The organism is Sphingomonas rosea, from assembly GCF_039538065.1.
GTDB lineage: Bacteria > Pseudomonadota > Alphaproteobacteria > Sphingomonadales > Sphingomonadaceae > Sphingomicrobium > Sphingomicrobium rosea.
Genome location: NZ_BAABBR010000001.1, coordinates 1663345 through 1685864 on the forward strand (window position 1 = coordinate 1663345; position 22520 = coordinate 1685864).

At 68.3% G+C, this 22520-nt stretch carries 28 protein-coding genes and 1 tRNA gene; 14 read left to right on the top strand and 15 right to left on the bottom strand.

Annotated elements, in window-relative coordinates; genetic code table 11:
- Positions 1–4: 4 nt before the first annotated feature.
- On the top strand, positions 5–454 hold the full coding sequence (locus tag ABD693_RS08350) for an ABA4-like family protein (RefSeq protein WP_344696603.1): 450 nt from the start codon (positions 5–7) through the stop codon (positions 452–454).
- On the top strand, positions 451–1047 hold the full coding sequence (locus ABD693_RS08355) for a DUF938 domain-containing protein (RefSeq protein WP_344696604.1): 597 nt from the start codon (positions 451–453) through the stop codon (positions 1045–1047). Before ABD693_RS08350 ends, ABD693_RS08355 begins: the two co-directional genes overlap by 4 nt.
- Here ABD693_RS08355 and ABD693_RS08360 read toward each other — a convergent pair.
- Positions 1019–1621 carry a phosphatase PAP2 family protein gene (locus ABD693_RS08360; protein WP_344696605.1) on the bottom strand — a complete coding sequence of 201 codons (603 nt, stop codon included), beginning with the start codon at positions 1619–1621 and terminating at the stop codon, positions 1019–1021. The genes ABD693_RS08355 and ABD693_RS08360 overlap by 29 nt on opposite strands.
- Before the next feature lie 13 nt (positions 1622–1634).
- Between ABD693_RS08360 and ABD693_RS08365 the strand changes: the two genes are divergently transcribed.
- Entirely contained in the window at positions 1635–2084 is a 450-nt protein-coding gene (locus tag ABD693_RS08365; RefSeq protein ID WP_344696606.1) for a PilZ domain-containing protein, read from the top strand.
- A gap of 39 nt (positions 2085–2123) precedes the next feature.
- Here the strand turns inward: ABD693_RS08365 and ABD693_RS08370 are convergent, their stop codons facing one another.
- Complete coding sequence (locus tag ABD693_RS08370) at positions 2124–2753, bottom strand: PilZ domain-containing protein (RefSeq protein ID WP_344697601.1); 630 nt, start codon at positions 2751–2753, stop codon at positions 2124–2126.
- 165 nt (positions 2754–2918) lie between these two features.
- On the opposite strand from ABD693_RS08370, the gene ABD693_RS08375 reads away from it, so the two are divergent.
- Positions 2919–3908 (top strand): aspartyl protease family protein, encoded by a 990-nt coding sequence (locus ABD693_RS08375; protein ID WP_344696607.1) that lies wholly within the window; start codon positions 2919–2921, stop codon positions 3906–3908.
- Between the two features lie 193 nt (positions 3909–4101).
- On the opposite strand, the gene ABD693_RS08380 is transcribed toward ABD693_RS08375, so the two are convergent.
- Together ABD693_RS08380 and folK are read right to left on the bottom strand one after the other, a co-directional pair.
- Positions 4102–4174 (bottom strand) — tRNA-Lys (locus ABD693_RS08380).
- 14 nt (positions 4175–4188) lie between these two features.
- Positions 4189–4680: a 2-amino-4-hydroxy-6-hydroxymethyldihydropteridine diphosphokinase gene (gene folK / locus ABD693_RS08385; protein ID WP_344696608.1), complete on the bottom strand. Its 492-nt coding sequence runs from the start codon at positions 4678–4680 to the stop codon at positions 4189–4191.
- Between the two features lie 23 nt (positions 4681–4703).
- Between folK and ABD693_RS08390 the strand changes: the two genes are divergently transcribed.
- From ABD693_RS08390 to ABD693_RS08400, 3 genes are read left to right on the top strand one after another with little or no spacing between them, the layout of a single operon-like run.
- Complete coding sequence (locus ABD693_RS08390; RefSeq protein WP_344696609.1) at positions 4704–5375, top strand: uracil-DNA glycosylase; 672 nt, start codon at positions 4704–4706, stop codon at positions 5373–5375.
- Positions 5338–5859 carry a GNAT family N-acetyltransferase gene (locus tag ABD693_RS08395; RefSeq protein WP_344696610.1) on the top strand — a complete coding sequence of 174 codons (522 nt, stop codon included), beginning with the start codon at positions 5338–5340 and terminating at the stop codon, positions 5857–5859. The genes ABD693_RS08390 and ABD693_RS08395 overlap by 38 nt, the downstream gene beginning before the upstream one ends.
- A 22-nt stretch (positions 5860–5881) precedes the next feature.
- Positions 5882–6691: a COG4705 family protein gene (locus ABD693_RS08400; protein ID WP_344696611.1), complete on the top strand. Its 810-nt coding sequence runs from the start codon at positions 5882–5884 to the stop codon at positions 6689–6691.
- A 3-nt stretch (positions 6692–6694) separates the two neighbouring features.
- Here the strand turns inward: ABD693_RS08400 and ABD693_RS08405 are convergent, their stop codons facing one another.
- Positions 6695–7936 carry a cation:proton antiporter gene (locus ABD693_RS08405; RefSeq protein WP_344696612.1) on the bottom strand — a complete coding sequence of 414 codons (1242 nt, stop codon included), beginning with the start codon at positions 7934–7936 and terminating at the stop codon, positions 6695–6697.
- Between the two features lie 198 nt (positions 7937–8134).
- Between ABD693_RS08405 and ABD693_RS08410 the strand changes: the two genes are divergently transcribed.
- Positions 8135–8548 carry a hypothetical protein gene (locus ABD693_RS08410; RefSeq protein ID WP_344696613.1) on the top strand — a complete coding sequence of 138 codons (414 nt, stop codon included), beginning with the start codon at positions 8135–8137 and terminating at the stop codon, positions 8546–8548.
- Between the two features lie 185 nt (positions 8549–8733).
- On the opposite strand, the gene aguB is transcribed toward ABD693_RS08410, so the two are convergent.
- Positions 8734–9585, bottom strand: coding sequence for an N-carbamoylputrescine amidase (gene aguB, locus ABD693_RS08415; RefSeq protein ID WP_344696614.1), 852 nt, complete (start codon positions 9583–9585; stop codon positions 8734–8736).
- A 7-nt stretch (positions 9586–9592) separates the two neighbouring features.
- Positions 9593–10567, bottom strand: coding sequence for an agmatine deiminase family protein (locus ABD693_RS08420; RefSeq protein WP_344696615.1), 975 nt, complete (start codon positions 10565–10567; stop codon positions 9593–9595).
- Positions 10568–10667: 100 nt separating this feature from the next.
- Here ABD693_RS08420 and ABD693_RS08425 point away from each other — a divergent pair, with 100 nt between their 5' ends.
- Positions 10668–12608: an alpha/beta hydrolase family protein gene (locus tag ABD693_RS08425; RefSeq protein WP_344696616.1), complete on the top strand. Its 1941-nt coding sequence runs from the start codon at positions 10668–10670 to the stop codon at positions 12606–12608.
- 63 nt (positions 12609–12671) lie between these two features.
- Here ABD693_RS08425 and rpsD read toward each other — a convergent pair whose 3' ends face one another.
- Entirely contained in the window at positions 12672–13286 is a 615-nt protein-coding gene (rpsD, locus tag ABD693_RS08430; protein ID WP_344696617.1) for a 30S ribosomal protein S4, read from the bottom strand.
- Positions 13287–13455: 169 nt separating this feature from the next.
- On the opposite strand from rpsD, the gene ABD693_RS08435 reads away from it, so the two are divergent.
- Positions 13456–13764 (top strand): chorismate mutase, encoded by a 309-nt coding sequence (locus tag ABD693_RS08435; protein WP_344696618.1) that lies wholly within the window; start codon positions 13456–13458, stop codon positions 13762–13764.
- Here the strand turns inward: ABD693_RS08435 and ABD693_RS08440 are convergent.
- The 4 genes from ABD693_RS08440 to rpiB are packed head-to-tail and all read right to left on the bottom strand — an operon-like array spanning position 13728 to position 16693.
- Complete coding sequence (locus tag ABD693_RS08440; RefSeq protein ID WP_344696619.1) at positions 13728–14465, bottom strand: RNA methyltransferase; 738 nt, start codon at positions 14463–14465, stop codon at positions 13728–13730. The two genes, ABD693_RS08435 and ABD693_RS08440, sit on opposite strands and share 37 nt — an antisense overlap.
- Positions 14462–14944, bottom strand: a complete 483-nt coding sequence (nrdR, locus tag ABD693_RS08445; protein ID WP_344696620.1) for a transcriptional regulator NrdR — start codon at positions 14942–14944, stop codon at positions 14462–14464. The genes ABD693_RS08440 and nrdR overlap by 4 nt, the downstream gene beginning before the upstream one ends.
- Positions 14944–16248 (bottom strand): serine hydroxymethyltransferase, encoded by a 1305-nt coding sequence (gene glyA / locus ABD693_RS08450; RefSeq protein ID WP_344696621.1) that lies wholly within the window; start codon positions 16246–16248, stop codon positions 14944–14946. The genes nrdR and glyA overlap by 1 nt, the downstream gene beginning before the upstream one ends.
- Before the next feature lie 4 nt (positions 16249–16252).
- Positions 16253–16693, bottom strand: a complete 441-nt coding sequence (rpiB, locus tag ABD693_RS08455) for a ribose 5-phosphate isomerase B (RefSeq protein ID WP_344696622.1) — start codon at positions 16691–16693, stop codon at positions 16253–16255.
- 44 nt (positions 16694–16737) lie between these two features.
- On the opposite strand from rpiB, the gene ABD693_RS08460 reads away from it, so the two are divergent.
- Entirely contained in the window at positions 16738–17178 is a 441-nt protein-coding gene (locus ABD693_RS08460) for a DUF3429 domain-containing protein (protein WP_344696623.1), read from the top strand.
- On the opposite strand, the gene hemA is transcribed toward ABD693_RS08460, so the two are convergent.
- The 3 genes from hemA to ABD693_RS08475 all read right to left on the bottom strand — a co-directional run bounded on the left by hemA (position 17175) and on the right by ABD693_RS08475 (position 20042).
- The gene (gene hemA, locus ABD693_RS08465; RefSeq protein ID WP_344696624.1) at positions 17175–18389 is read right to left on the bottom strand and encodes a 5-aminolevulinate synthase; all 1215 of its coding nucleotides are present in this window, start codon (positions 18387–18389) and stop codon (positions 17175–17177) included. The genes ABD693_RS08460 and hemA overlap by 4 nt on opposite strands.
- A gap of 75 nt (positions 18390–18464) precedes the next feature.
- The gene (gene murI, locus ABD693_RS08470) at positions 18465–19244 is read right to left on the bottom strand and encodes a glutamate racemase (protein WP_344696625.1); all 780 of its coding nucleotides are present in this window, start codon (positions 19242–19244) and stop codon (positions 18465–18467) included.
- Between the two features lie 78 nt (positions 19245–19322).
- On the bottom strand, positions 19323–20042 hold the full coding sequence (locus ABD693_RS08475; RefSeq protein WP_344696626.1) for a LuxR C-terminal-related transcriptional regulator: 720 nt from the start codon (positions 20040–20042) through the stop codon (positions 19323–19325).
- A gap of 99 nt (positions 20043–20141) precedes the next feature.
- On the opposite strand from ABD693_RS08475, the gene plsY reads away from it, so the two are divergent.
- The 3 genes from plsY to ABD693_RS08490 are packed head-to-tail and all read left to right on the top strand — an operon-like array spanning position 20142 to position 22481.
- Positions 20142–20732 carry a glycerol-3-phosphate 1-O-acyltransferase PlsY gene (gene plsY, locus ABD693_RS08480; RefSeq protein WP_344696627.1) on the top strand — a complete coding sequence of 197 codons (591 nt, stop codon included), beginning with the start codon at positions 20142–20144 and terminating at the stop codon, positions 20730–20732.
- A complete protein-coding gene (gene dprA / locus ABD693_RS08485; RefSeq protein ID WP_425567293.1) occupies positions 20732–21847 on the top strand; it encodes a DNA-processing protein DprA in 1116 nt (371 codons plus the stop codon). The genes plsY and dprA overlap by 1 nt, the downstream gene beginning before the upstream one ends.
- 4 nt (positions 21848–21851) lie before the next feature.
- A complete protein-coding gene (locus ABD693_RS08490; protein WP_344696629.1) occupies positions 21852–22481 on the top strand; it encodes a hypothetical protein in 630 nt (209 codons plus the stop codon).
- Positions 22482–22520: the final 39 nt, after the last annotated feature.

Below are 22520 nucleotides of genomic sequence, written 5' to 3' on the forward strand. Positions count from 1 at the left end.
CCCCATGTGGGCGAGCCTCTTCGGCTTCACCAACCTCCTCGCGCTGGTCGCCTGGGCGCTGCTCATCCTCGCTCCCCGGCGGCCGGCCATTTATTCGATCATCCTGTTCGCCGGGGTCGGCCTCCTGTGCCTGACCTACAGCGTCCTCTTGGCCCTTCTCCTCGCCGGCGCGGTCGATCCGGGCGGGGCAGGGGCGGGTGCTTCGTTCCAGAGCATCGAGGGCATCCGCAGCATCTTCGCGACCGACGGCGGCGTGGTCGTCGGCTGGACCCATTATCTCGCCTTCGACCTCTTCGTCGGCCTGTGGATCTCGCGCGATGCGGACGCCAAGGGCTTCGGCCGTCTGGTCCAGGCGCCGATCCTGCTCCTGACCTTCTTCGCCGGTCCCTTCGGCCTCTTCCTCTGGCTGATCGTCCGCGAACGCCGCGCCCGCGCGACCGCGAAGGTCAGGTGAAGCGTTCCTCGCCCGCCGCGCTGCGCAACCGCGAGCCGATCCTCGCCGTGCTGCGCGACTGGCTTCCCGCCACCGGCACGATCCTCGAGATCGCCGCCGGCACCGGCGAGCATGCCCTCCATTTCGCCGAGGCGCTGCCCGACCTCGCCTGGCAGCCGACCGATCCCGATCCCGAGGCGCGCGCCTCGATCGCGGCCTATCGCGAGGAGGAAGGATCCCCCAATTTCCGCGCGCCGCTCGCGCTCGACGTGCTCGCCGCCGACTGGCCGCTGACCCACGCCGACGCGATCCTCGCGGTCAATCTCGTCCACATTTCGCCGCCCGAGGCCTCGACCGGCCTTCTCGCCGGCGCCGCGCGGCTCCTGTCGCCCGGCGCCCCGCTGATCCTCTACGGCCCGTGGCGCGTCCCGGGCCAGCCGCTCGCTCCCTCGAACCTCGCCTTCGACGCCGCGCTGAAGGAGCGCGATTCCCGCTACGGCCTGCGCGACCTCGCCGCCTTCGCCGAGCAGGCCCGGACCCATGGCTTCACGCTCGCCGAGCGCCGCGCCATGCCCGCCAACAACCTCATGCTGCGCTTCGTCCGCGCGTCCTGAGCGCCCAGGCCGCCGCCACCCAGCCGATCCCGAACAGCCAGCCCGCGAGCACGTCGCTCGGCCAGTGCACTCCGAGCATCGGCCGGGTCGAGCCGATCATCACGCTCAGGGTCACCGCCGCCACCACGGACTGGCGCCGCCACCGCTCGGGCACGAGCCACAGCGCAAGCGCCAGCAAGGTCACCATGCTGTTCGCCGCGTGCGCGCTCGGGAAACTGTTCGAGTGAACCATCACCGGATGCGCGTCGAACCCCGGGCGGGGCCGCGCGAAAATGAGCTTCAGCCCTTCCTCTACCAGCCGCCCCGCCACCACGGTGCCGGCGAGCAGCAGACCCTCGCGCCACCCGTCGCGCCGCGCCACCCAGAGCGCGCCGAGGAGCGTGACCGTCAGCAGGAACGGCGCGCTCCCCAATTGCGTGAAGACCACCAGCGCCTCGGTCCCGTGCGGCGCGCCCGCGCGCCACGCCGCCCACCACAGGACGATGTCGCGATCGACCGGCGACAGGGCGCCGCCGGTAAGCGCGAGAAAGGCAAACAGGACGATGCCGAATGCCGCTGGGAGAATCGTTCGCATGCCCCCCCGTTAAATGAAGTTTTACCTCATCGCCTTACTTCTGTCCGGCATGGATGAAAGCACCCAGGTTCAGAACAGGCGCGAGCGGCGTTCCAACGTCCTTCTGACCGCCTTTGTGGAGCTCTCCGGGCAGTCGCTCGCCGTGAAGCTGCGCAATCTGTCGGCCGACGGCGCGCTCGTCGAGGCCGATTCGCTTCCGGTCGAGGGCGCCGAGATCCGCTTTCGCCGCGGTGACCTGATCGTCGCCGGCAAGGTGATCTGGGTTCGCGGCACCCGTGCGGGGATCAACTTCCATACCCCGCTGACGCCCGAGCTCCTGCTCCGTCACGTGCCGACCCCGCGCCCGCGCGTCACCGCCGACTTCCGCCGCCCGGGCCTTGCGTCCAAGCCTCTGACGCTCAGCGAGCGCGTCGCAGCCTCGCGCTGGGTGACCCCGATCGCCCCCGACTCGCCGGGCGAATAAGCGAGTTCCGATTTTCGGTAGTGAAGGACCGCGTCGCCCTCAGGCGGCGCGGCTTTCTCCGCGCCGGTGCTGCAGCCATTCGATCAGCGTCGGGAGCGGCAGCAGGCGATTGAAGGTGATCCCCGCGAACCCGCCATCGGTCCAGCGCACCACCGCCGGCTGCGGCGCGAGGCCCGGCAGGGTCACCACCACCTCGGCATTGCGCGGGAAGGCGACCGTGGTCGCGACCTTGAGCCCGCCCTGGCTGATGTCGCAGGCGCGCCCGCGATGAATGCTCGCGCCCTCGCGGATGGTGACACCGCTGCTGGTCTCGATCCGCGGCATGCGCGGGCGGGGGCCATCCTCGCTCTGGCTGAGCATGGCGATGACGTCGATCGGCCGCTCGAACTCGAGCCCGACATTGGGCTCGCGCACCCAGGCGACCTTGCCCGAGAACGGCTGTCCGCATTTGAGCTCGACCGTCAGCGCCTGCCCGATCTTGAGCCCGCCGGTATAAAGCCGGAGCATCGCCCCGCCGGCCGAGATGTTCTTGATCAGGCAGAGCTCGCGGCGGCCCTCGAGCAGCATGGTGCCGACGCGGAACAGGGTGAGGTGGCGGTCGCCATCGCGGCGATCCTCAGGCTGGGGGGCCTGATCGCTGAGCGAATACAGGGTCGTCTCGACGGGCATCTCATCCACAATATAGCTCCCGGACCGCAGCAAGCTGCAGCCGACCGTCATTTCCCCACATCGCCTGTCTAGCCGCGCAAGGTTTACCAAAGGGTTGCACCCGATGGCGCCATCTCGGGAATAAGCGTAGGATACGCTCTCCTCGATGAAGAGGGAGTCGATGCGATGATCCTGCTGTTGTTCGCCGCTCTGACCGCCACCCAGGCCGCGTCGCCAGCGCCGCCGGCCGCCAAGGTCACCACGCTCGAGACGGCCACCGGCCAAGCGCCCGCCGCGCCCGGCAACGCCGATCAGCTCAAGCTGACCACGCTCGCCGACGACCGAATGACGCTCCCCGTCACCATCGGCAGCGCCGGGCCCTTCCGCTTCCTCGTTGACACCGGCGCCGACGGTAGCGCGGTCTCGCGCCAACTCGCCGAGCGGCTGCTGCTTCCCGCCGGTCGCCGCACCAAGCTCCACAGCGTCACGGGCTTCGACGAGGTCGCCACCGCCTCGGTCCGGGGACTGCGAGTCGCCAACCGCGCCATGCCCGACATCGACGCGCCGCTCCTCGAAGCGCAGCATGTCGGCGCCGACGGCATCCTCGGCACCGACGTCCTTCGCTCGGCGCTCGTCCGCTTCGACTTCAAGAAAAAGCTGCTGACCATCCTTCCCAACGAGCGCGCGGCCAAGCGGCTCGACCCCGACACCATCGTCGTCGAGGCCCGCAAGCGCGAGGGCCGGCTGATCGTCACCCACGCGCTCCTCGACGGACAGCGGCTGACGGTGATCCTCGATACCGGATCCGAAGTCTCGATCGGCAACATGGCGCTGCGCGCCGCGCTGGCGAAACGCCGCATGCTCTCGGGCCTCGCGCCGCTCGACCTGCGCTCGGTCACCGGCACGATCCTTCCCGCAAGCTACATGACGGTCCGCGAGCTCGACGTCGGCAACGTCGGCTTCCAGAACCTCGGAATCGCCTTTGCCGACGCGCACACCTTCCGGGCGCTCGGGTTCGACGACAGCCCCGCGCTGCTCCTCGGCATGAACGCGCTGCGCGCCTTCGACAGCGTCACCATCGACATGAACGCCAAGAAGCTGCGTTTCTCCAAGCCCGAAAGCCAGCGCTACCGGGTGGACCAGTATGTGCTCACGGCCCCACGACCGCAGGGGTGACGCATCTCGGTTTGTGGAAACGCGTGAGCCGTGCTGGGCTCGAACCACGAGGCATCGCTCGGCGATGCCGCCGACAAGGGACTCAGTTGGTTCGAAAACGGCTAAGGCGTGAGCCGTGCTGGGCTCGAACCACGAGGCATCGCTTGGCGATGCCGCCGACAAGGGACTCAGCTGGTTCGAAAACACTAAGGCGTGAGCCGTGCTGGGCTCGAACCAGCGACCCGCTGATTAAAAGTCAGCTGCTCTACCGACTGAGCTAACGGCCCACGCGAGGGCGCACCTAGGGCCTTGGGCGCCGCTTGCCAAGGCGGCTTGCGACATGCCTGGCCGTAAGTCCGCCCCCGATCGGCCAGGAAGGCGCGATTGCCGCCAGTGGGAGCGCCATGAATGGGCGTTCGGCCAGCCGCGGATGCGGGATGACGAGCGTCCGGCTCCGCCACCGGCCGCCATCCCAGCCGAGAATGTCGAGATCGAGCACCCGGCTCCCCCAGCGCCGCCCGCCGCGCCGCCCGAAATCGCGCTCGAGCTGCTTCAGCGCGGCGAGCATCGCGGGCGGGGGGAGGGGGCTCTCGACCACCGCGACCGAATTGGCGAAGTCGCGGCCCGCGCCGCCGCTCGCCGGATTGAGCAGCAGCGGCGCCGCGTCGAACAGGGTGAAGTCATGGTCGAGCGCCGCAATCGCCGCCGCGACCACGCCCGCCGGCCGGCCGTGGCGTCCGTGCGGCCGGTTCGACCCGATGGCGATCGCGTAAAGGTGCGTTTGGCTTGTCACGCCCGCTCGCCTATCGCTCGCCCATGCTGTTTGCCAGCCCGCCCATCGTCTCCCCCGTGCCCGGCGCCGAAGCCCCGCGCGATTGCCCGCTCTGCCCGCGCCTCGTCCGCTTCCGCGAGGAGTGCCGCGCCGAGCATCCCGGCTGGTGGAATTCGCCCGTCCCCGCGTTCGGCGATCCCGACGCCTGGCTCGCGGTCGTCGGCATGGCGCCCGGCAAGCAGGGCGCCAACCGCACTGGCCGGCCCTTCACCGGCGATTTCGCCGGCGACCTCCTCTACGCGACCCTCGCCAAATTCGGCCTCTCGACCGGCACCTACCGCGCCGACCCGTCCGACGACGTCCGCCTGGCGGGCGCGCTGATCCTGAACGCGGTCAAGTGCCTGCCCCCGCAGAACAAGCCTCTGCCCGCCGAGATCGCCACCTGCCGCACCTATTTCGAGGCCGCGCTGGCGCAGCTCCCCAAGGTCCGCGTGCTCGTCGCGCTGGGCGCCATCGCCCACACTGCCGCCGCCCGTGCGCTCGGCCTTCGCCCGATGCACGCCAAGTTCGGCCACGGCAGCATGGTCACCGCGCCCGACGGCCGGATCCTCCTCGGCACCTATCATTCGAGCCGCTACAACCAGAACACCGGCCGCCTCACCGCCCCGATGTTCGAGGATGTCTTCGCGATGGCGATGGAGCACCGCCCTGGTTGAGAGCATCGCCACCGAGCGGCTGCTCCTCCGCCGCGCCCGGATCGACGATGTCGGCGCGATGCACCGCATCATGCGCGATCCCCAAGCCATGCGTTACTGGTCGACGCTCCCGCACGAGAGCGTCAGGCAGACCGCCGACTGGGTCCGCTCGATGCTCGATCCGCCGGCCGAGGGCGACGACTTCATCATCACGCTCGATGGCGCGGTGATCGGCAAGCTGGGCGCGTGGAAGCTCCCCGACATCGGCTATCTCCTCGACCCCGCGCACTGGGGCCGCGGCTATGCGAGCGAGGCGCTCGCCGCCTTCCTCGCCCACCGCCGCCGGCTGGGGACGAGCCACCTCACCGCCGACACCGACCCCCGCAACACGCCCTCGATCAAGCTCCTCCAGCGCCACGGCTTCGTCGAAACCGGCCGCGCCGAGAAGACTTGGCTGATCGGCGATCAATGGTACGACAGCATCTACTGGCGGCTCGATTTCTGACGCCGCCCGAAAGGCCTTGCCCATGACCGACGCCCAGCAAGACGCCCACAGCAAGGTCCCGGTCGTCACCTTGGGCTTCTGGATCATCAAGATCCTCGCCACCACGCTCGGCGAGACCGGCGGCGACGCGGTCAGCATGAGCTGGCTCGGCGAAACCACGCCCGGCGCCGGCAGCAGCGGCCTCAACGGCTATCTCGTCGGCACCGCCATCTTCGGCGTCCTGCTCCTGGCCCTGGTCTGGCTCCAGGTCCGTGCCCGCCGCTTCCATCCCTGGCTCTACTGGGCGACGATCATCGCCTCGACCACCGCCGGCACGACGCTCGCCGACTTCGCGACCCGCTCGATCGGCCTCGGCTATCCCGGCGGCTCGCTGCTTCTCTTCGCGCTCGTCCTCGCCTCGCTCGTCGCCTGGTACCGGACGCTCGGCACGGTCGACGTCAACCGCATCGCCAGCGCCCGGGCCGAGACCTTCTACTGGATCACCATCACGTTCTCGCAGACCCTCGGCACCGCGCTCGGCGACTGGGTGGCCGACGGCTCGCTCGGCTATTCGGGCGCCGCGCTCCTGTTCGGCGGCGCGCTCGCGCTGCTCGCAGCGCTCTATTTCGCCACCAGCATCTCGCGCGTGCTGCTGTTCTGGGCGGCTTTCATCCTCACCCGCCCGCTCGGTGCGACCGTCGGCGACTTCCTCGACAAGCCGGTCGCCAAGGGCGGGCTCGAATTCAGCCGCCCGCTCGCCACCGCGGTCCTCGCCGGTGCCATCGTCCTCCTGATCCTCCTGGTGCCCCAGCGCGCGGGCAGCCATCCCGAGGGGCGGGCCACCGCCCGCTGACGCTCAGGCCGGCTCCTGCTGGCCGGTCGCCCGATCGACTGCGAGGCCCGCGGTGAAGCCGTGCACCACGGTCGAAAGCAGGATGGTGAAGGCGACGATCGCCCACAATTCGGCCTCGTTGGTGAGCTCGGCGTGCGAGCCGGCATAGCCGAGGTAATAGATCGAACCGATCCCGCGCACCCCGTAGAAGGCGACCACCGCTCGTTCGCGATGCTTCTCGAAGGTGCCGATCAGCGACAGCCAGCCGACCAGCGGCCGGATCAGGAACAACAGCGCCGCCCCGATCGCCGCGCCCTTCCAGGTCAGCGCGGGCAACAAGGCGGGCAGCGCAGCGCCGAGCGCGACCAGCAGCACGGCGGTCAGCGCATGCTCGATCGCCTCGCTGAAGCCGTGGAGCTGTGTATGGAACTCGTGGTTCGATTCCTGCCGCCGCAGCGTCAGCCCCGACACGAAGGCCGCGATGAAGCCATAGCCTTCGACCAGCTCGGTCAGGCCATAGACCGCGAGCACCCCGGCGAGCGCGATCACGCCCGATTCGGTGTCCGCCAGCGGGTTCTTGCGCGGCCAGGAGAAGAGCAGCTTGCCGAGCAGCCAGCCAAGCGCCACGCCCGAGGCCAGTCCCACCGCGATCCGGTAGGCGACGTCGAGCCACAGCCATTCGGTCAGCACCGCGCCGGTGAGCGAGCCTGCGGCCGCGATTCCCAGCGCGAGATAGACAAACGGAAAGGCGAGCCCGTCGTTAAGCCCCGCCTCGGTGGTGAGCGAGAAACGCACCGGATGCTCGCCCCCCTCGAGCGGGGCGCCAACCTGGACGTCGCCCGCGAGCACCGGGTCGGTCGGCGCGAGCACCGCCGCCAGCAGCAGCGCGCCCGCCAGCGTCATGCCCGCGAACGCCCAGCCGAGAAAGGCGACCGCGGCGATGCAAAGCGGCATGGCGACGATCAGCAGCCGGACCGTCGGCTTCCACAGGCCGCGCGACGATAGCTTGTCGATCCGGAGACCAACCCCGAACAGTCCGACCACGATGCAGATCTCGCTGATCACTTCCCACGGCTTGGGCAGCGCGATGGGGTCGATGGTCTCGGGCATGCCCGGGATCCAGCCGAAGGCGAGAAACCCCAATCCGATCAGCAATGCCGAGGCCGCCGGCTCGCGCCCCGAGACGAAGCGCGGAAGCCAGTAGGCGATGATGATGATCGCGCCAAAGGCGACCAGCACGAGGTGATAGGGGGAAATCTCGTACATCTGCAGTCCGGTCAGGGGCCGCCAATCGACAGGAAATACGCTGCCCCACTCCGACCGGCCTGGTGAGTTCGCGCCATGAACCGCGGGGGCGGCCATTCGGTTGCGCCGGGCAGCCGGAGGCGTGCGATTTCGGCAGCTTGCCTCCGGCACTGGCCGGGGTAAATTCTAAGCCGACACATTCGCTCGAGAGGGAAGCCCATGCTGCTCTTGCTGCTGCTCGCGCAAACGACGCCGACCGATGGCCTCCGCAATTGCCGGCAGCGCGACGTGCTCGGAACGATCGTTCCCTATTATTGCCCGCCGGGCAGTACACCATCCCAGCGCAAGTCACGCGGGACCGAGCCGCCGACCCCCGGCTCGCAAGCCTATTTTTGCAGGGTGAGGACAAGCGAACCGCGCTGGTTTATTTCGGGCACCTTCTGGAGCGCCCAGCGCCCGGCAGAGATCAGCGCGCGTTTCCAGCGCCAGCTCGCTTCATCTGCCTACACCTTCACATCGCAGGCGAGCTGCATGTCGGGGCCAAGCATCGCGGGCATCGAGGAAGAGCGTCGCAAATATATGGGCTACCTCAAGAGCACCTTCAACGCGGTCACCAGCGTCACGTTTCGGTGAGCGCAACCGGCGTCACCGGGCGAGAGCCTTGTAACGTAGGATTTCATTTGCTTAACTCACCCCAGCGGTTCGCCGTTGGGGTTCTTTCGATGGTTTGACTCGATCGGCGTGCGATCCGCCGCAAGCGCGAACCGGGGTCGAAGAACGACTCGCGCACCCTGTGACATTCGAGACCTTGTTCAGGTTTAGATGTCCTGGACCAGGCGTCCGTAGAGCTCCGGCCGGCGGTCGCGGAAGAAGCCGAAGGCGGCGCGGTGGCGGCGGGCCTGGTCGAGGTCGAGCTCGGCGGTCAGCACCCCGGTCTCGGTCGCGCCGAACTCGGCGAGCAGGTCGCCGCGCTCGTCGCAGATGAAGCTGTGGCCGTAGAAGCGCTGGTCGCCCTCGGTACCGATCCGGTTCGCGGCGACCACCGGCACGACGTTCGAGACCGCATGGCCGATCATTGCCCGCCGCCACAGCCGGCTGGTGTCGAGGTCGGGGTCGTGCGGCTCGGTCCCGATCGCGGTCGGGTAGAACAGGATCTCGGCGCCCATCAGCATCATCGCGCGGGCGGTCTCGGGATACCATTGGTCCCAGCAGATGCCGACGCCGAGCTTCTCGTGGGCGGGGCCATCCCACACCTTGAAGCCGGTGTTGCCGGGGCGGAAGTAGAACTTCTCCTCATAGCCCGGGCCGTCGGGGATGTGGCTCTTGCGATAGGTACCCATGATCTTGCCGTCGGGGTCGATCATCGCGAGGCTGTTGTAATGGTGCGGCCCGTCACGCTCGAAGAAGCTGGTCGGGATCCAGATCTTGAGCTCGTCGGCGAGGCGGCGCATCGCGACCACGCTCGGGTGCTGCTCGGTCGGCTTGGCGGTGGCGAACAGGCCGTCGTCCTCGGTCCGGCAGAAGTACGGGCCCTCGAACAGCTCGGGCGGGAGAACCACCTGGGCACCCTTGCCCGCTGCCTCGCGCACCAGTCCGGTGACGGCAGCGATGTTGCTGTCGATGTCTCCGCCAAGCTCGAGCTGGAGCGCGGCGACCTTGATTGTGCTCATAAGTGTCTCAGGCCGGGATCTGTTGGGAGATGCAGTGGAAGCTTCCGCCGCCGGTCAGGATATGGTCGGCCCGAAGCCCGGTTACCAGATGCTGCGGGAACAGCGCCTGGAAGACGGTCACCGCCGCTGCGTCGTTCTCGGCCCCGTAGAGCGGGACCACCACCGCCGCATTGCCGACGAGGAAGTTCATGTAGCTCGCCGGGATGACGTCGCCGTCGACCTCGACCCGCCCGGCCGAGGGAATGCTGACGATGTCGAGCCCGGCGGCCTTGAGGCGCCTGGCGGCATCGGCGAACACCGCCGCATTGGGGTCGTCCCTGGCCGGCGTCGGAAGCGCCACGCGGCCGGGCGCCACGAACCGCGCGAGATTGTCGACGTGGCCGTCGGTATGGTCGTTGGCGAGCCCCTCGCCGAGCCATATGATCTTCGACGCGCCGAGGTCGCGGGCGAGCCGCTCCTCGATGTCCGCGCGGCTCAGCCCGGAATTGCGGTTGGGGTTGAGCAGGCACTGCTCGGTTGTCAGGAAGGTGCCCGACCCGTCGCCGTCGATCGCGCCGCCTTCGAGGATCCAGTCGGCCTTGGCGTAGGGGAGGGCCGCCGAGCCAGCGAGCCGCTCGCCGATGCTGTCGTCGCCCTCGAGGTCGTATTTGCCGCCCCAGCCGTTGAAGCCGAAGCCCTGCGCCCGCCGGTCGGTGCCCGAGCCGAGCACGATCGGCCCCGTGTCGCGCAGCCAGATGTCGCCGAACGGCTCCACCAGCACGCTCGCAAAGGGGGCGAGGCGGCGGGCCTCGGCCGCAGCGGTCTCGTCGGCGGCGACGAGAAGGATCTCCTCGCCCTTACCGCCGGCGTGGAGCGCCTCGGCGAGCGCGGCGACCTCGGCCTGCGCGGGCGCCAGGTCCTCGAGCCAGAGTTCGGGATCGCTCGGAAAGCCGAGCCACATGGCCGCGTGCGGCGACCATTCGGGGAGCGGGGAGTGGGGCATGGCGCGCCGGTAACAGTCTTGAGCCATTGCGCCAAGTTAGCCTTGCGGGCTGCGCCCAGCCGTGCATGTTTGTCGGGTATCTCAGGGGGAGACACCAGAAGTGAAGCGTATCCTTTTCGCCGCGGCAGCCAGCCTGCTCGCGACCACCGCCGCGTCCGCAGCGCCGCTCAGCATCGACCAGGCCGCCAAGCTTTTCGCCACCCGCAGCAGCGGCTGGGCGCCCGACCTTTCGCCGAACGGCGATCGCATCGCCTATCTCGCCGCGGGGCCCGGCTCGATCAGCTACCTCCACGTCATGGATGTCGCGACCAAGAGCGACAACGTGCTCCTCCAGTCGAGCGGCAAGCCCGAGCAATTGCGCTGGTGCGGCTTTGCCGACGATACCTGGCTCATCTGCTATTTCGACGGTGACGTGCCCTATGCCGGGCAGATCATCTCGAGCAGCCGCCTCGTCGCGGTCGACAGCCGGACCGGCGCGGTCAAGCGGCTCGGCGTGTCGGACAGCTCGGTCTCGCGCGAGTTCATCCAGTTCGACGGCAATGTCATCGACTGGCTTCCGCACCGCACCGGCGCGATCCTCATCCAGCGCAACTATCCCAACCTCAGCAACGACGGCGAAAGCGGGAGCGGGGTCGACGAGCTCCAGCTGGGCTCGTTCAAGTTCACCAAGGTGGTCTCGCCGGCGGTGGGAAGCCAATATTATTCGACCGACGGCCGCGGCCAGATCCGCTTCCGCGGCGTCAGCGAGATCAACCAGTTCGGCAAGCTCACCGGCAAGCAGAACTGGGCCTACCTCAAGGCCGGCTCGACCAGCTGGCAGTCGCTTCCCGACTTTGGCGAGAGCTTCCAGCCGCTGACGGTCGATCGCCGCACCGACTCGCTCTATTATCTGAAGCCGCTCAACGGCCGGCAGGCGCTCTATTCGTTCAAGCTCGATGGCAGCAACGTCTCGACCCTCGTCGCCAAGAACGACAAGGTCGACATCGACGGTGTCCTTCGCTTCGGCGCCGAAAACGATGTCGCGGGCTATAGCTACACCGAGGACCGCGAGCATCTGGTCTACACCGACCCGGCCGCCAGGGCGCTGGCCTCGTCGCTGTCGCGGGCGTTGCCCGATCTTCCGCTCATCAACATCGCGGGCAACGACAAGGCGCACAATCGCCTGCTGATCCACGCCACCGCCGACGTCGATCCGGGCGTCTATTACCTGCTCGACCAGACGACCAAGAAGATGGACGTCGTGCTGGAGAGCAACAAGTTCATCGACCGTTCGCTGCTCGCGCCGATGCGGCAGATCGACGTGCCGATGTCGGACGGCAAGTCGATCCCCGCCTACATCACGCGTTCGGCGTCGGCCGGGACGGGCCCGCGGCCGGTCGTCATCCTGCCGCACGGCGGCCCGACCTCACGCGACAGCTGGGGCTTCGACTGGCTGACCCAGTTCCTCGCGGCGCGCGGCTATGTCGTGGTGCAGCCCAATTATCGCGGCTCGGACGGCTACGGGAAGGACTTCCTCGGCGACAATGCGATCAAGTCGTGGAAGCTGGTGATGTCGGACATCCGCGACACCTCGGACTGGCTGGTCAAGCAGGGCATCGCCGATCCCAATCGCATGGCGATGATGGGCTGGTCCTACGGCGGTTATGCCGCGCTCCAGTCGGCCGCCATGGACCAGCGCTACAAGGCGGTGGTCGCGATCGCGCCGGTCACCAGCTTCAAGAAGCTGCGCGGACAGATGGCCGGCTTCACCAACGAGGACCTCAGCCTCAAGGAGATCGGCAAGGGCGACCAGCTGGCCGAGGGCTCGCCGGTCAATCGCGCGGGCGACATCAAGGCGCCGGTGCTGCTGGTCCATGGCACGCTCGACGGCAATGTCGCCTACGAGCAGAGTCGCGCCATGCAGGCGGCGCTTCACCGCACCGGCAACCAGGCCGAGCTGATCACCTTCAAGGGGCTCGACCACCAGCTGGCCGACAGCGATGCCCGCACGCAGATGCTGACCGCGATCGGCCAGATGCTCGACAAGACCATCGGGCACTGAGGGCATAAGAAAAGGGCGGCCCCGCGAGGGACCGCCCTTTTCATGTCGCGATAAGCGCGGGGCTTAGCGCGAGTAGAATTCGACCACGAGGTTCGGCTCCATCCGGACCGGATAGGGCACCTCATCGAGGGTCGGCACGCGGGTGTAGGTCACCTTCGTGTTGCCGTCGACCGACACGTAGTCGGGGATGTCGCGCTCGGCGAGACTCTGCGCCTCGAGGACCAGCGCCATTTCCTGCGCCTTGGGGCCGAGCTCGATCACGTCACCGACATTGATGCGGCGCGAGGCGACGTTGCACTTGCCGCCGTTGACGCGGATGTGGCCGTGGCTGACGAGCTGGCGGGCAGCCCAGATCGTCGGCGCGAACTTGGCGCGGTAGACGATCATGTCGAGGCGGCGCTCGAGCAGGCCGATCAGATTCTGGCTGGCGTCGCCCTTCATGCGGCTCGCCTGCTGGAAGGTCTGCTTGAACTGCTTCTCGGTGACGTCGCCGTAATAGCCCTTGAGCTTCTGCTTGGCGCGCAGCTGGATGCCGAAGTCCGACATCTTGCCCTTGCGGCGCTGGCCGTGCTGGCCGGGACCATATTCGCGCTTGTTGACCGGGCTCTTCGGGCGACCGAAGACGTTCTCGCCCATGCGGCGGTCGAGCTTGTACTTGGCGCTGCTGCGCTTCGACATGGTGTTTCCTTCAATTGCGTTTCGTTTTCGTGCTGTCCGGAACCGCGCTACGACCATTCGAGAATGGGGCAGGGCTACCGCTTCACCGGACGTGCGGAGCCAATTGCGAAGGCGCGCCACTAGGGCAGGGGCTTGCGAAGGTCAAGGTCGATGGGCCAAGGCAGTCGCCATGAGCGATCCCCTCGACCCCGAAGACTGCACCACCATGACCGAGGTCCGCGCCGGCGTGGACGCGGTCGACCAGGCCATCGTCGACTTTCTCGCGCTACGCTTCGGCTACATGGAAGCAGCCGCGCGGATCAAGCCGGGCCGCGGCGCGGTGCGCGACGAGGCGCGGAAAGCCGACGTGCTCGCCAAGGTCGATGCCGCCGCCGACGAGGCCGGGCTCGACCGCAAGCTGATCGCCAGCCTCTACGAACAATTGATCGAGGCCTCGATCGCCTACGAGTTCGAGGTGTTCGACCGCACCCGCGGGTGAGCGATCGCGCGGATCATTCCGCGCACCGCCTTGGTTTCGCGTGCCGACCAGCCGGTCTTGTTGAAGATCGTGCGGATGGTCTGGCGCGTCGCCTGCGCCCGTTCGGGCGGACGGAAATAATCGGCGGCCGAGAGATATTCGTCGAGCTGGCCGATCAGCCCCTCGACGTCGGCCTGCGGCGCGCGCGGCTCGACCTCGAACCTGGTCGGCTGTGCGAGCGCCGTGGTGCGTGACCATTCATAAGCGAGCAGGATCACCGCCTGCGCAAGGTTCAGGCTGCCGAAATCGGGATTGATCGGCACGGTCACGATGTGGCTGGCGAGGACAACATCCTCGCTGGTGAGGCCCGACCGTTCGGGCCCGAACAGGATCGCACTTCGCCCGGGCTGGGCATGGATGGCAGCGGCCATTCCTTCGGGCCCGACCACCGGGGTGACGGCGTCGCGCTTGCGGACGGTCGAGGCGAAGACCTGGCTACAGTCGGCGATTGCCTCGGCGACGGTGGCGAACACCTGCGCCTTCTCGAGCACCACGTCCGCCCCGCTCGCCGCCGGCCCGGCATCGGGATTCGGCCAGCCGTCGCGCGGCGCGACGAGGCGCATCTCGGTCAGCCCGAAATTGAGCATCGCTCGGGCCGCCTTGCCGATGTTCTGGCCGAGCTGGGGATTGACCAGCACGATGACGGGCGGCGGCGCGGTCACAGCAGCTTGCCCGGCTCGGGGGCGGGCTCGCCCTCTTCGCCGACCTCGCCCGCGATCTCGGCGAAGTCGCTGGCTTCGGAAAAGTCGCGATAGATGGAAGCAAAGCGGATGTAGGCGACGTGGTCGAGAGTCTTCAGCCCCTCCATCACGCGTTCGCCGATCTGCTCGGCGCGCACCTCGTCGCCACTGGTCTCGAGCTGGCGCTGGATGCTCGACACCAGCCGCTCGATCTTCTCGGACGGGATGTCACGCTTGGCACTGGCGAAGCCGATCGCGCGGGCGAGCTTGGCCCGGTCGAACGCCTCGCGGCTGCCGTCCTTCTTGATCACCACGAGGTCGCGCAACTGGACGCGCTCGAAGGTGGTGAAGCGCGCGCCGCAGCCTTCGCACTGGCGCCGGCGACGGATCGCCGCCCCGTCTTCCGACGAGCGGCTGTCCTTCACCTGGCTATCCTGGTCTCCGCAGAAAGGGCAGCGCATCAGGGATAGATCGGGAAACGCGCACAGAGCGCGCGGACGCGCTCGTTGACCTGGGCTTCGACCTTGCCGTTGTTCTCGACGCCATTGGTCCGCAGCCCTTCGAGCACGTCGGCAACCATGTCGCCGATTTCGCGGAACTCGGCCTCGCCGAAACCGCGGGTGGTGCCGGCGGGCGAGCCGACGCGGATGCCGCTGGTCTTCATCGGGGGCAGCGGGTCGAAGGGAATGCCGTTCTTGTTGCAGGTGATTCCGGCGCGCTCGAGGCTCTCATCGGCATCCTTGCCGGTAATCCCGAGCGGGCGCAGGTCGACCAGCGCGAGGTGGGTGTCGGTCCCGCCCGCGACGAGGTCGGCGCCGCGCTCCTTTAGGCGGTTGGCGAGTGTCCGCGCGTTGGCGACCACAGCCTTGGCATAGGTCTTGAACTCGGGCTTGAGCGCTTCGCCGAAGGCCACCGCCTTGGCCGCGATCACGTGCATCAGCGGGCCGCCCTGGAGGCCGGGGAAGACCGCCGAGTTGATCTTCTTCGCGATCGCCTCGTCATTGGTCATCACCATGCCGCCTCGCGGACCGCGCAGGGTCTTGTGGGTGGTGGTGGTGACGACATGGGCGTGGCCGAAGGGGGAGGGATGCTCGCCCGCCGCGACGAGGCCGGCAAAATGCGCCATGTCGACCATCAGATAGGCGCCGACCTTGTCGGCGATGGCGCGAAAGCGGGCGAAGTCGAGGATCCGCGGATAGGCCGAACCGCCGGCGATGATCAGCTTGGGCTTATGCTCGAGCGCGAGGCGTTCGACCTCGTCGAAGTCGACCAGATGATCGTCCTCGCGAACGCCATATTGGATGGCGTTGAACCACTTGCCCGACTGCGCCGGCGGGGCGCCGTGGGTGAGATGGCCGCCTGCGGCGAGGCTCATGCCGAGGATCGTGTCGCCGGGCTGGAGGAGGGCGAGGAACACCGCGCCATTGGCCTGCGCGCCCGAGTGCGGCTGGACGTTGGCGAAGCCGCAGCCGAACAATTGCTTGGCCCGCTCGATGGCGAGGGTCTCGACCTCGTCCGACGGCTCGCAGCCCTGGTAATAGCGGCGGCCGGGATAGCCCTCGGCATATTTGTTGGTGAACACCGAGCCCTGCGCCTCGAGCACCGCCTTCGAGACGATATTTTCCGACGCGATCAGCTCGATCTGCGTCTGCTCGCGGTGAAGCTCGTGCGCGACACCGGCGGCGACCGCGGGATCGGCGTCGGCGAGCGAGGTCGAGAAGAAGCCGGCGGGCTGGACGTCGTTCAGATTGGCGGCGGTGGCCATGGGGTCAGGCTCCTGTGGGCGCGGTGAGCTGGTCGACGCGGCGCTGGTGGCGCCCGCCGGCGAAGGGGGTGTCGAGGAAGGCGGTGACGCAGGCCTTGGCGAGGTCGATGCCGGTCAGCCGGGCGCCGAAAGCGATGACGTTGGCGTCGTTGTGCTCGCGGGCCAGGGTGGCCGACAGCGGCTCGTTGACGAGCGCGCAGCGGCAGGCAGGATTGCGGTTGACCGCGATCGAGATGCCGATCCCCGAGCCGCAGACCGCAATGCCGCGGTCGGCGCGGCCGTCGGCGATCGCCTCGGCAAGGAGGGCGCCGAAGCGCGGGTAATCGACGCTGTCGGCGCCGTTCGTGCCAAGGTCGAGCACCTCGTGCCCGGCCTCGCGAAGCCAGTCGCGAAGGGCGTCCTTGAGCGCGAATCCGGCATGGTCGGCGGCGAGGGCAATGGTCATGCGGCCATCTAGCGGGGGCGGCCACGAAATGCCACCGTGAGAAGATGACAAACAAGGTTCCGTTGCCCGCCCTGCTGCTCGGTCTCGCCGGACTGATCCCGCCTGTCGGGCTGACCGTCGTGCCATGGCTGCTGACGCGGAACCTTGGGTGGCACGCGGGCCGACTGCTTGAGATCTACGCGGCGCTGATCCTAAGCTTTCTCGGTGGCGCCTGGTGGGCGTTTGCCTGCCGCGAGGAGCAGCCAAGTTTCGGCCTTCTTGCGATAGCGGTCGTGCCCTCGCTCGCCGCTTGGGCGGCGGTAAGCTTGCTGCTCCCGTTGGAAGCGCTTCTTGCGCTCACTCTCCTGCTGTTGGCAGCACTAGTCGTTGACGCCGCGCTGGTGCGGCGGGCGCTGGCGCCGGGCTGGTGGATGGGCCTGCGGATCCCGCTCAGCACGGGTCTCGCGCTCTGCTGCGGGCTGAGCGCGTTCGCGCTGAGCCGTTAGGCGGCCTGGCGCAGCTCCAGACGGTCGAAGATCTCAAGCAGCGCGCCGGTCAGTTCGTCCTGCATCGCCTCGTTGTGCCACGGGCCCGGCGTGAAGCGCAGCCGCTCGGTGCCGCGCGGAACCGTCGGATAGTTGATCGGCTGGACGTATAGCCCGTATTCGGCGAGCAGGATGTCGCTGATCGTCTTGGCCTTCATCGGGCAGCCGACGAGCAACGGCACGATGTGCGTCACGCTCTCCATCACCGGCAGGCCCGCGTCGGCGAACTTGCGCTTGAGCATCGCGGCGGCGGCCTGCTGGCCGTCGCGCTCTTCGGCCGAGGCCTTGAGGTGCCGCACGCTGGCGAGCGCGCCGGCGACGAGGACGGGCGACAGGCTGGTCGTGAAGATGAAGCCCGGCGCATAGGAGCGGATGCAGTCGACGATGTTCTTGTCGGCCGCGATGTAGCCGCCCATCACGCCGAAAGCCTTGCCGAGCGTGCCCTCGATGATGGTCACCCGGTCGGCGACCGCATCGCGTTCCGAAATGCCGCCGCCGCGTGTCCCGTACATGCCGACCGCATGGACTTCGTCGAGGTAGGTCAGCGCGCCGTAGCGCTCGGCGAGGTCGCAGATCGCGCCGATCGGAGCGACGTCGCCGTCCATCGAATAGACGCTCTCGAACGCGATGAGCTTGGGCGTCGCCGGATCGACCGCCGCCAACAACTCCTCGAGGTGCTCGAGATCGTTGTGACGGAAGATCTGCTTCTCGCAGCCCGAGCTCTTGATCCCCGCGATCATCGAGGCGTGGTTGAGCTCGTCCGAGAAGATGACGCAGCCGGGCAGGAGCTTGCCGAGGGTCGACAGCGCGGCCTCGTTCGAGACGTAACCGCTGGTGAAGAGCAGCGCCGCTTCCTTGCCGTGGAGGTCGGCGAGCTCGGCCTCGAGGTCGACGTGATAATGGGTATTGCCGCCGATGTTGCGGGTGCCGCCCGAGCCTGCGCCGACGTCGTGGAGCGCTTCCTCCATCGCCGCGATCACGTCGGGGTGCTGGCCCATGCCGAGATAGTCGTTCGAGCACCAAACGGTGATCGGCTTGGGACCGTTATGGCCCGCGAAACAGCGCGCATTGGGGTACGAACCCTTGTTGCGCAGGATGTCGATGAAGACGCGATACCGTCCTTCATCGTGCAGCCGGTCGATCGCCGATTGAAAAATGGATGAATAGTCCAACGCTTCGTCAGCCTCTTGCTCGCTCGCGCCTTTAACCAATTGCGATTCGCAACGCCAATGAGAACGACTCGCAATTCAGACGTGTCGAATATCTTCCAGATTATAGGCGGCCAGCGCCCGCGCCAATGGGACATTCGGTCCACCCCCCGTGAAGACCGCGATGCCGGGCGGCGGCTGCACCGGCCATGACTGCCCCTCCGTGAGGTGGGCGATTCGCCGGGCGATGCCAGGACCGCCGTCGACCTGCGCCACCCCGGGGAGGGCGGCGGCCAATTCCTCGGCGAGAAGCGGGAAGTGCGTGCAGGCGAGCACCACCACGTCCATTCCCTTGCCGGAGAGCGGCGCGACGGCGGCGGCCACCGCGGCTGGATCGACCGACTCACCGGCGAGCTTGGCCTCGGCCAGCGCGACGAGGTCGGCCGAGCCATGGCGGAGCACCGTGCAGTCGGCGGCGAAGCGGGCCAGATCGTCGACATAGGGCTGGCGAACGGTGGCTTCGGTGCCGAGCACGCCGATCACCCGGCTTTTCGACATGGCGGCGGCGGGCTTGATCGCGGGCACGGTGCCGACCACCGGAATGTCGAGCGCGGCGCGGACGAAGGGGAGGGCGATGGTCGAGGCGGTGTTGCACGCGATCACCGCCAGCCGCGGCCGGAACCGCTCGGTCAGCCGACCGAGCAGCGCCGGCACTCGGGCCGCGATCTCGGCTTCGGAGCGAGTGCCGTAGGGAAAGGCCGCGCTGTCGGCGACGTAGACGATCGGCACCGTCGGCAGGAGCGCCCGGGTCGGGCCGAGCACGGACAGCCCGCCCACGCCGGAATCGAAGAACAGCAGGGGCGCGTCGGCGGCGATCATCTGTCCCACATGCGAGGGCTCGGCCGCTTATTCAATCGCCCGGCGCACCAACATCGAGCGGTGCGCCGGGCGACTTCGTCAGCGGAGCTGGCCTGCAAGCCCGTTCATGCCGACCCGGAATTCCTCGGGCGACAGCCGGTTGTCGCCGTTGCGGTTCCAGTCGGACAGGTTGATCGCCTGGGTCGGGCTGGTGCCGTTCTTGCCGGGCATGGTGCGAGCGACACGAAGCTTGCCCTCGCTCAATTCCTTGCCCTCGAGAAAGCCGCTGCCGTCCTTGTCGAGGTTGCGGAAAGCGGCGTCGAAGGCAGCGTCAAGCGCGCCCGGCGGGGCGGTGCGCTTGTCGATCGTGGTGACCGACTGGGTGGCGGCCGCGCCGGCGTCGAGCGACACGCCCGCCGAGAGCAGCAAGGCGAAAAGGCAAAGGGTCATCAGGCAAACTCCCATCAGGATGAAGGCAATCCGGCGGCGCTTCGGGGCGGACCCCGCAACACCGGCGGACGCTTCCTGCTGACCCGACGAGGGAAATGAGGACAGCTCCGGCGGACCGGAGGCGGGACGACCGTAGCGTTCGAATGCCTCCAGGAGCCGCGCCGCCTCGATGCTGGTCGCGACCCCCAGGCGGTCGCGGGCCGACTTCAATCGCTTCTCGACCGCGTGATGCGAAATGCCATGCTCGATCGCCAATTCCTTGGCGGTGCGGTGGTCGAGCCAGCCGCGCAAGCACTCACGCTCCTTGGCCGTCAGTGAGGCGATCCGCTGCTGCTGCTCGTCGGAGAGGGGGGCGGGGGTGGTTGCCATGATCGTGGCTTAGGGAGCGCGCCTGAACGCGTGAAGTAGGGTCGCACCGTAAGTCGGGTCGTTGCGCGGGGGCGGAATGGTGACTAGCCTTCGCCCCCGATGACCTCCGTTCCCCTGTACGCGCTGCTTCTCGGCTATCTCCTCGGCTCGATCCCGTTCGGACTGATCCTCACCCGCATGTCGGGCAAGGGCGACATCCGTGACATCGGCTCGGGCAATATCGGCGCGACCAACGTGCTCCGGACCGGGTCCAAGGGGCTGGCCGCCGCGACCCTGCTGCTCGACCTCCTCAAGGGTACCGCGGCGGTCCTGCTGGCCGAGCGCATCTGGCCGGGAAGCGGGCGCTATGCCGCGGCCGGCGCGCTCGTCGGGCATCTCTATCCCGTCTGGCTTCGGTTCAAGGGCGGCAAGGGGGTCGCGACCTTCCTCGGCATCCTGCTCGGCCTTGCCTGGCCGCTCGCCGCCATCGCCGCCGCCGTCTGGCTCGCGGCCTTCGTCATCATCCGGATCAGCTCGGTCGGCGGCATGCTGGCCGCGATCAGCGCGCCCATCGCCGCGACCTTGCTCGGTCGAGGCGAGCTGACCCTGCTCCTCGCCGGCTTCGCATTGCTGGTGGTGTGGAAGCACAAGGAAAACCTCGCCCGGCTGCGCGCCGGGACCGAGCCCCGCGTCGGGCGCAGCCGCGCTTGATCCCGCCCGATCTCGTCGCGCGGGTCCGCCTTCTCCGCACGCCGAGCATCGGACCCATCACCTATCGCCAGCTCGTCGCCCGCTTCGGTTCGGCCGAGGCGGCACTCGACGCCGTGCCCGACCTTGCGCGGCGGGGCGGGGGGCGGATGCCGGCGCTCGCCACGGAAGCGCAGGCCGAGCGCGAGATCGCCACGGTCGAGAAGCTCGGCGGCCGCTACCTCAGCATCGGCCAAGGTCTTTATCCGCGGCTGCTGGCCGAAGCCGACGACGCGCCGCCGCTGCTGACGGTGATCGGCGACCTCGCGCTCCTCGAGCGGCCGGCGGTGGCGATGGTCGGCGCACGCAACGCCAGCGCCGCGGCCTGTCGCTTCGCCCGAAGCCTCGCGCACGAGCTCGGCCAGCGCGGCCACGTCGTCGTTTCGGGCCTTGCCCGCGGGATCGACACCGCCGCGCATGAGGGCGCGCTCGAAACCGGCACGATCGGCGTCATCGCCGGCGGCCTCGACATCTTCTACCCGCCCGAGAACGAAGCGCTCCAGCGCGCGGTGGGCGAGCGCGGTCTCGTTGTCGCCGAAATGCCGCCGGGCACCGAGCCGAGGGCGCGCCACTTCCCTTATCGCAACCGGATCATCGCGGGCCTTTGCCCCGGCACCATCGTGGTGGAGGCCGCCCCGCGGTCGGGCTCGCTCATCACCGCCCGCTTGGCGGCCGAACTGGGGCGCGAGGTGATGGCGGTGCCGGGCAGCCCGCTCGATCCCCGCGCGCAGGGCTGCAACGGACTGATCCGCGACGGTGCAACCCTCATCCAGAATGCGAGCGAAGTGCTCGAAGCGCTGCGCCCCGGCCTCGGCGGCGTCCGCTCGGGCCGCGACCTGTTCGACCATGTGCCCCAGGAGGCAGCCCCGCCCGAGCCCGACGAGGCGGAGCGCCGCCGCGTCGAAGAATTGCTCGGGCCGTCGCCGGCACCGGTCGACGAGATCGTCCGCCTCTCGGGTCTTGAGCCCGGTGCCGTGCAGCTCGTCCTCCTCGAACTCGATCTCGCCGGCCGGCTCGACCGGCACGCGGGAGGAAAAGTCAGTCTTTGCCTTGGGGGGCAATTGAACGGTGAACGGTGATGTCTTGCGCTGGTCCGAACTGTCGGACCTGATCGGGCAGGAGTTTCGCCACCACTGGCGCCTGGCGCTTCTCACCGGCTTGATACTTGGGGGGCTGAACGCCTGGCTGGACGAAGTCGACCCGACCGGGCGCGCCGGTCTGTACGCTGGCGTCGTCACGACCTTCGCCCAACTCGCGGTGACGGCGCAGGCGATGAAAGGGTGGGGCTACTCCGTCAACGGCGCGCGGATCGTGCCATATATCGGACAATCGATCGTCTCGACCTTCGGCCTCGTTCTCGCGACCATCGCACTGCTCGTGCCGGGCCTCTGGCTCTACGCCCGGTGGTTCCTCGCCACTCCGATTTTCGTCGCGGAAAGCAAGGGTGCGATCGGCTCGCTCGGCGAGAGTTTTGCGAGAACCAAGGGAAGCACTATGCCGCTGATCGGCATTGCGCTCTTCATTGGTACCCTGTTCATCGCTCCCATCGTCGCCGGCAGCATCATCTTCGGAGAAAAAAGCCCTCCTATTTTCGCGGCATTCGCGATCTATTTTGTGGTGTTCACTGCGCTGGCCAGCGGATGGCTGGCGTCGGTGGCGGCCTATCGCGGTCTGACCGGCGGACTTAATGCGCTTGAGGAAGTCTTCGCCTGAACTGGCGGGTTGACGGGACCCCATCCGGCTCCCCACCCT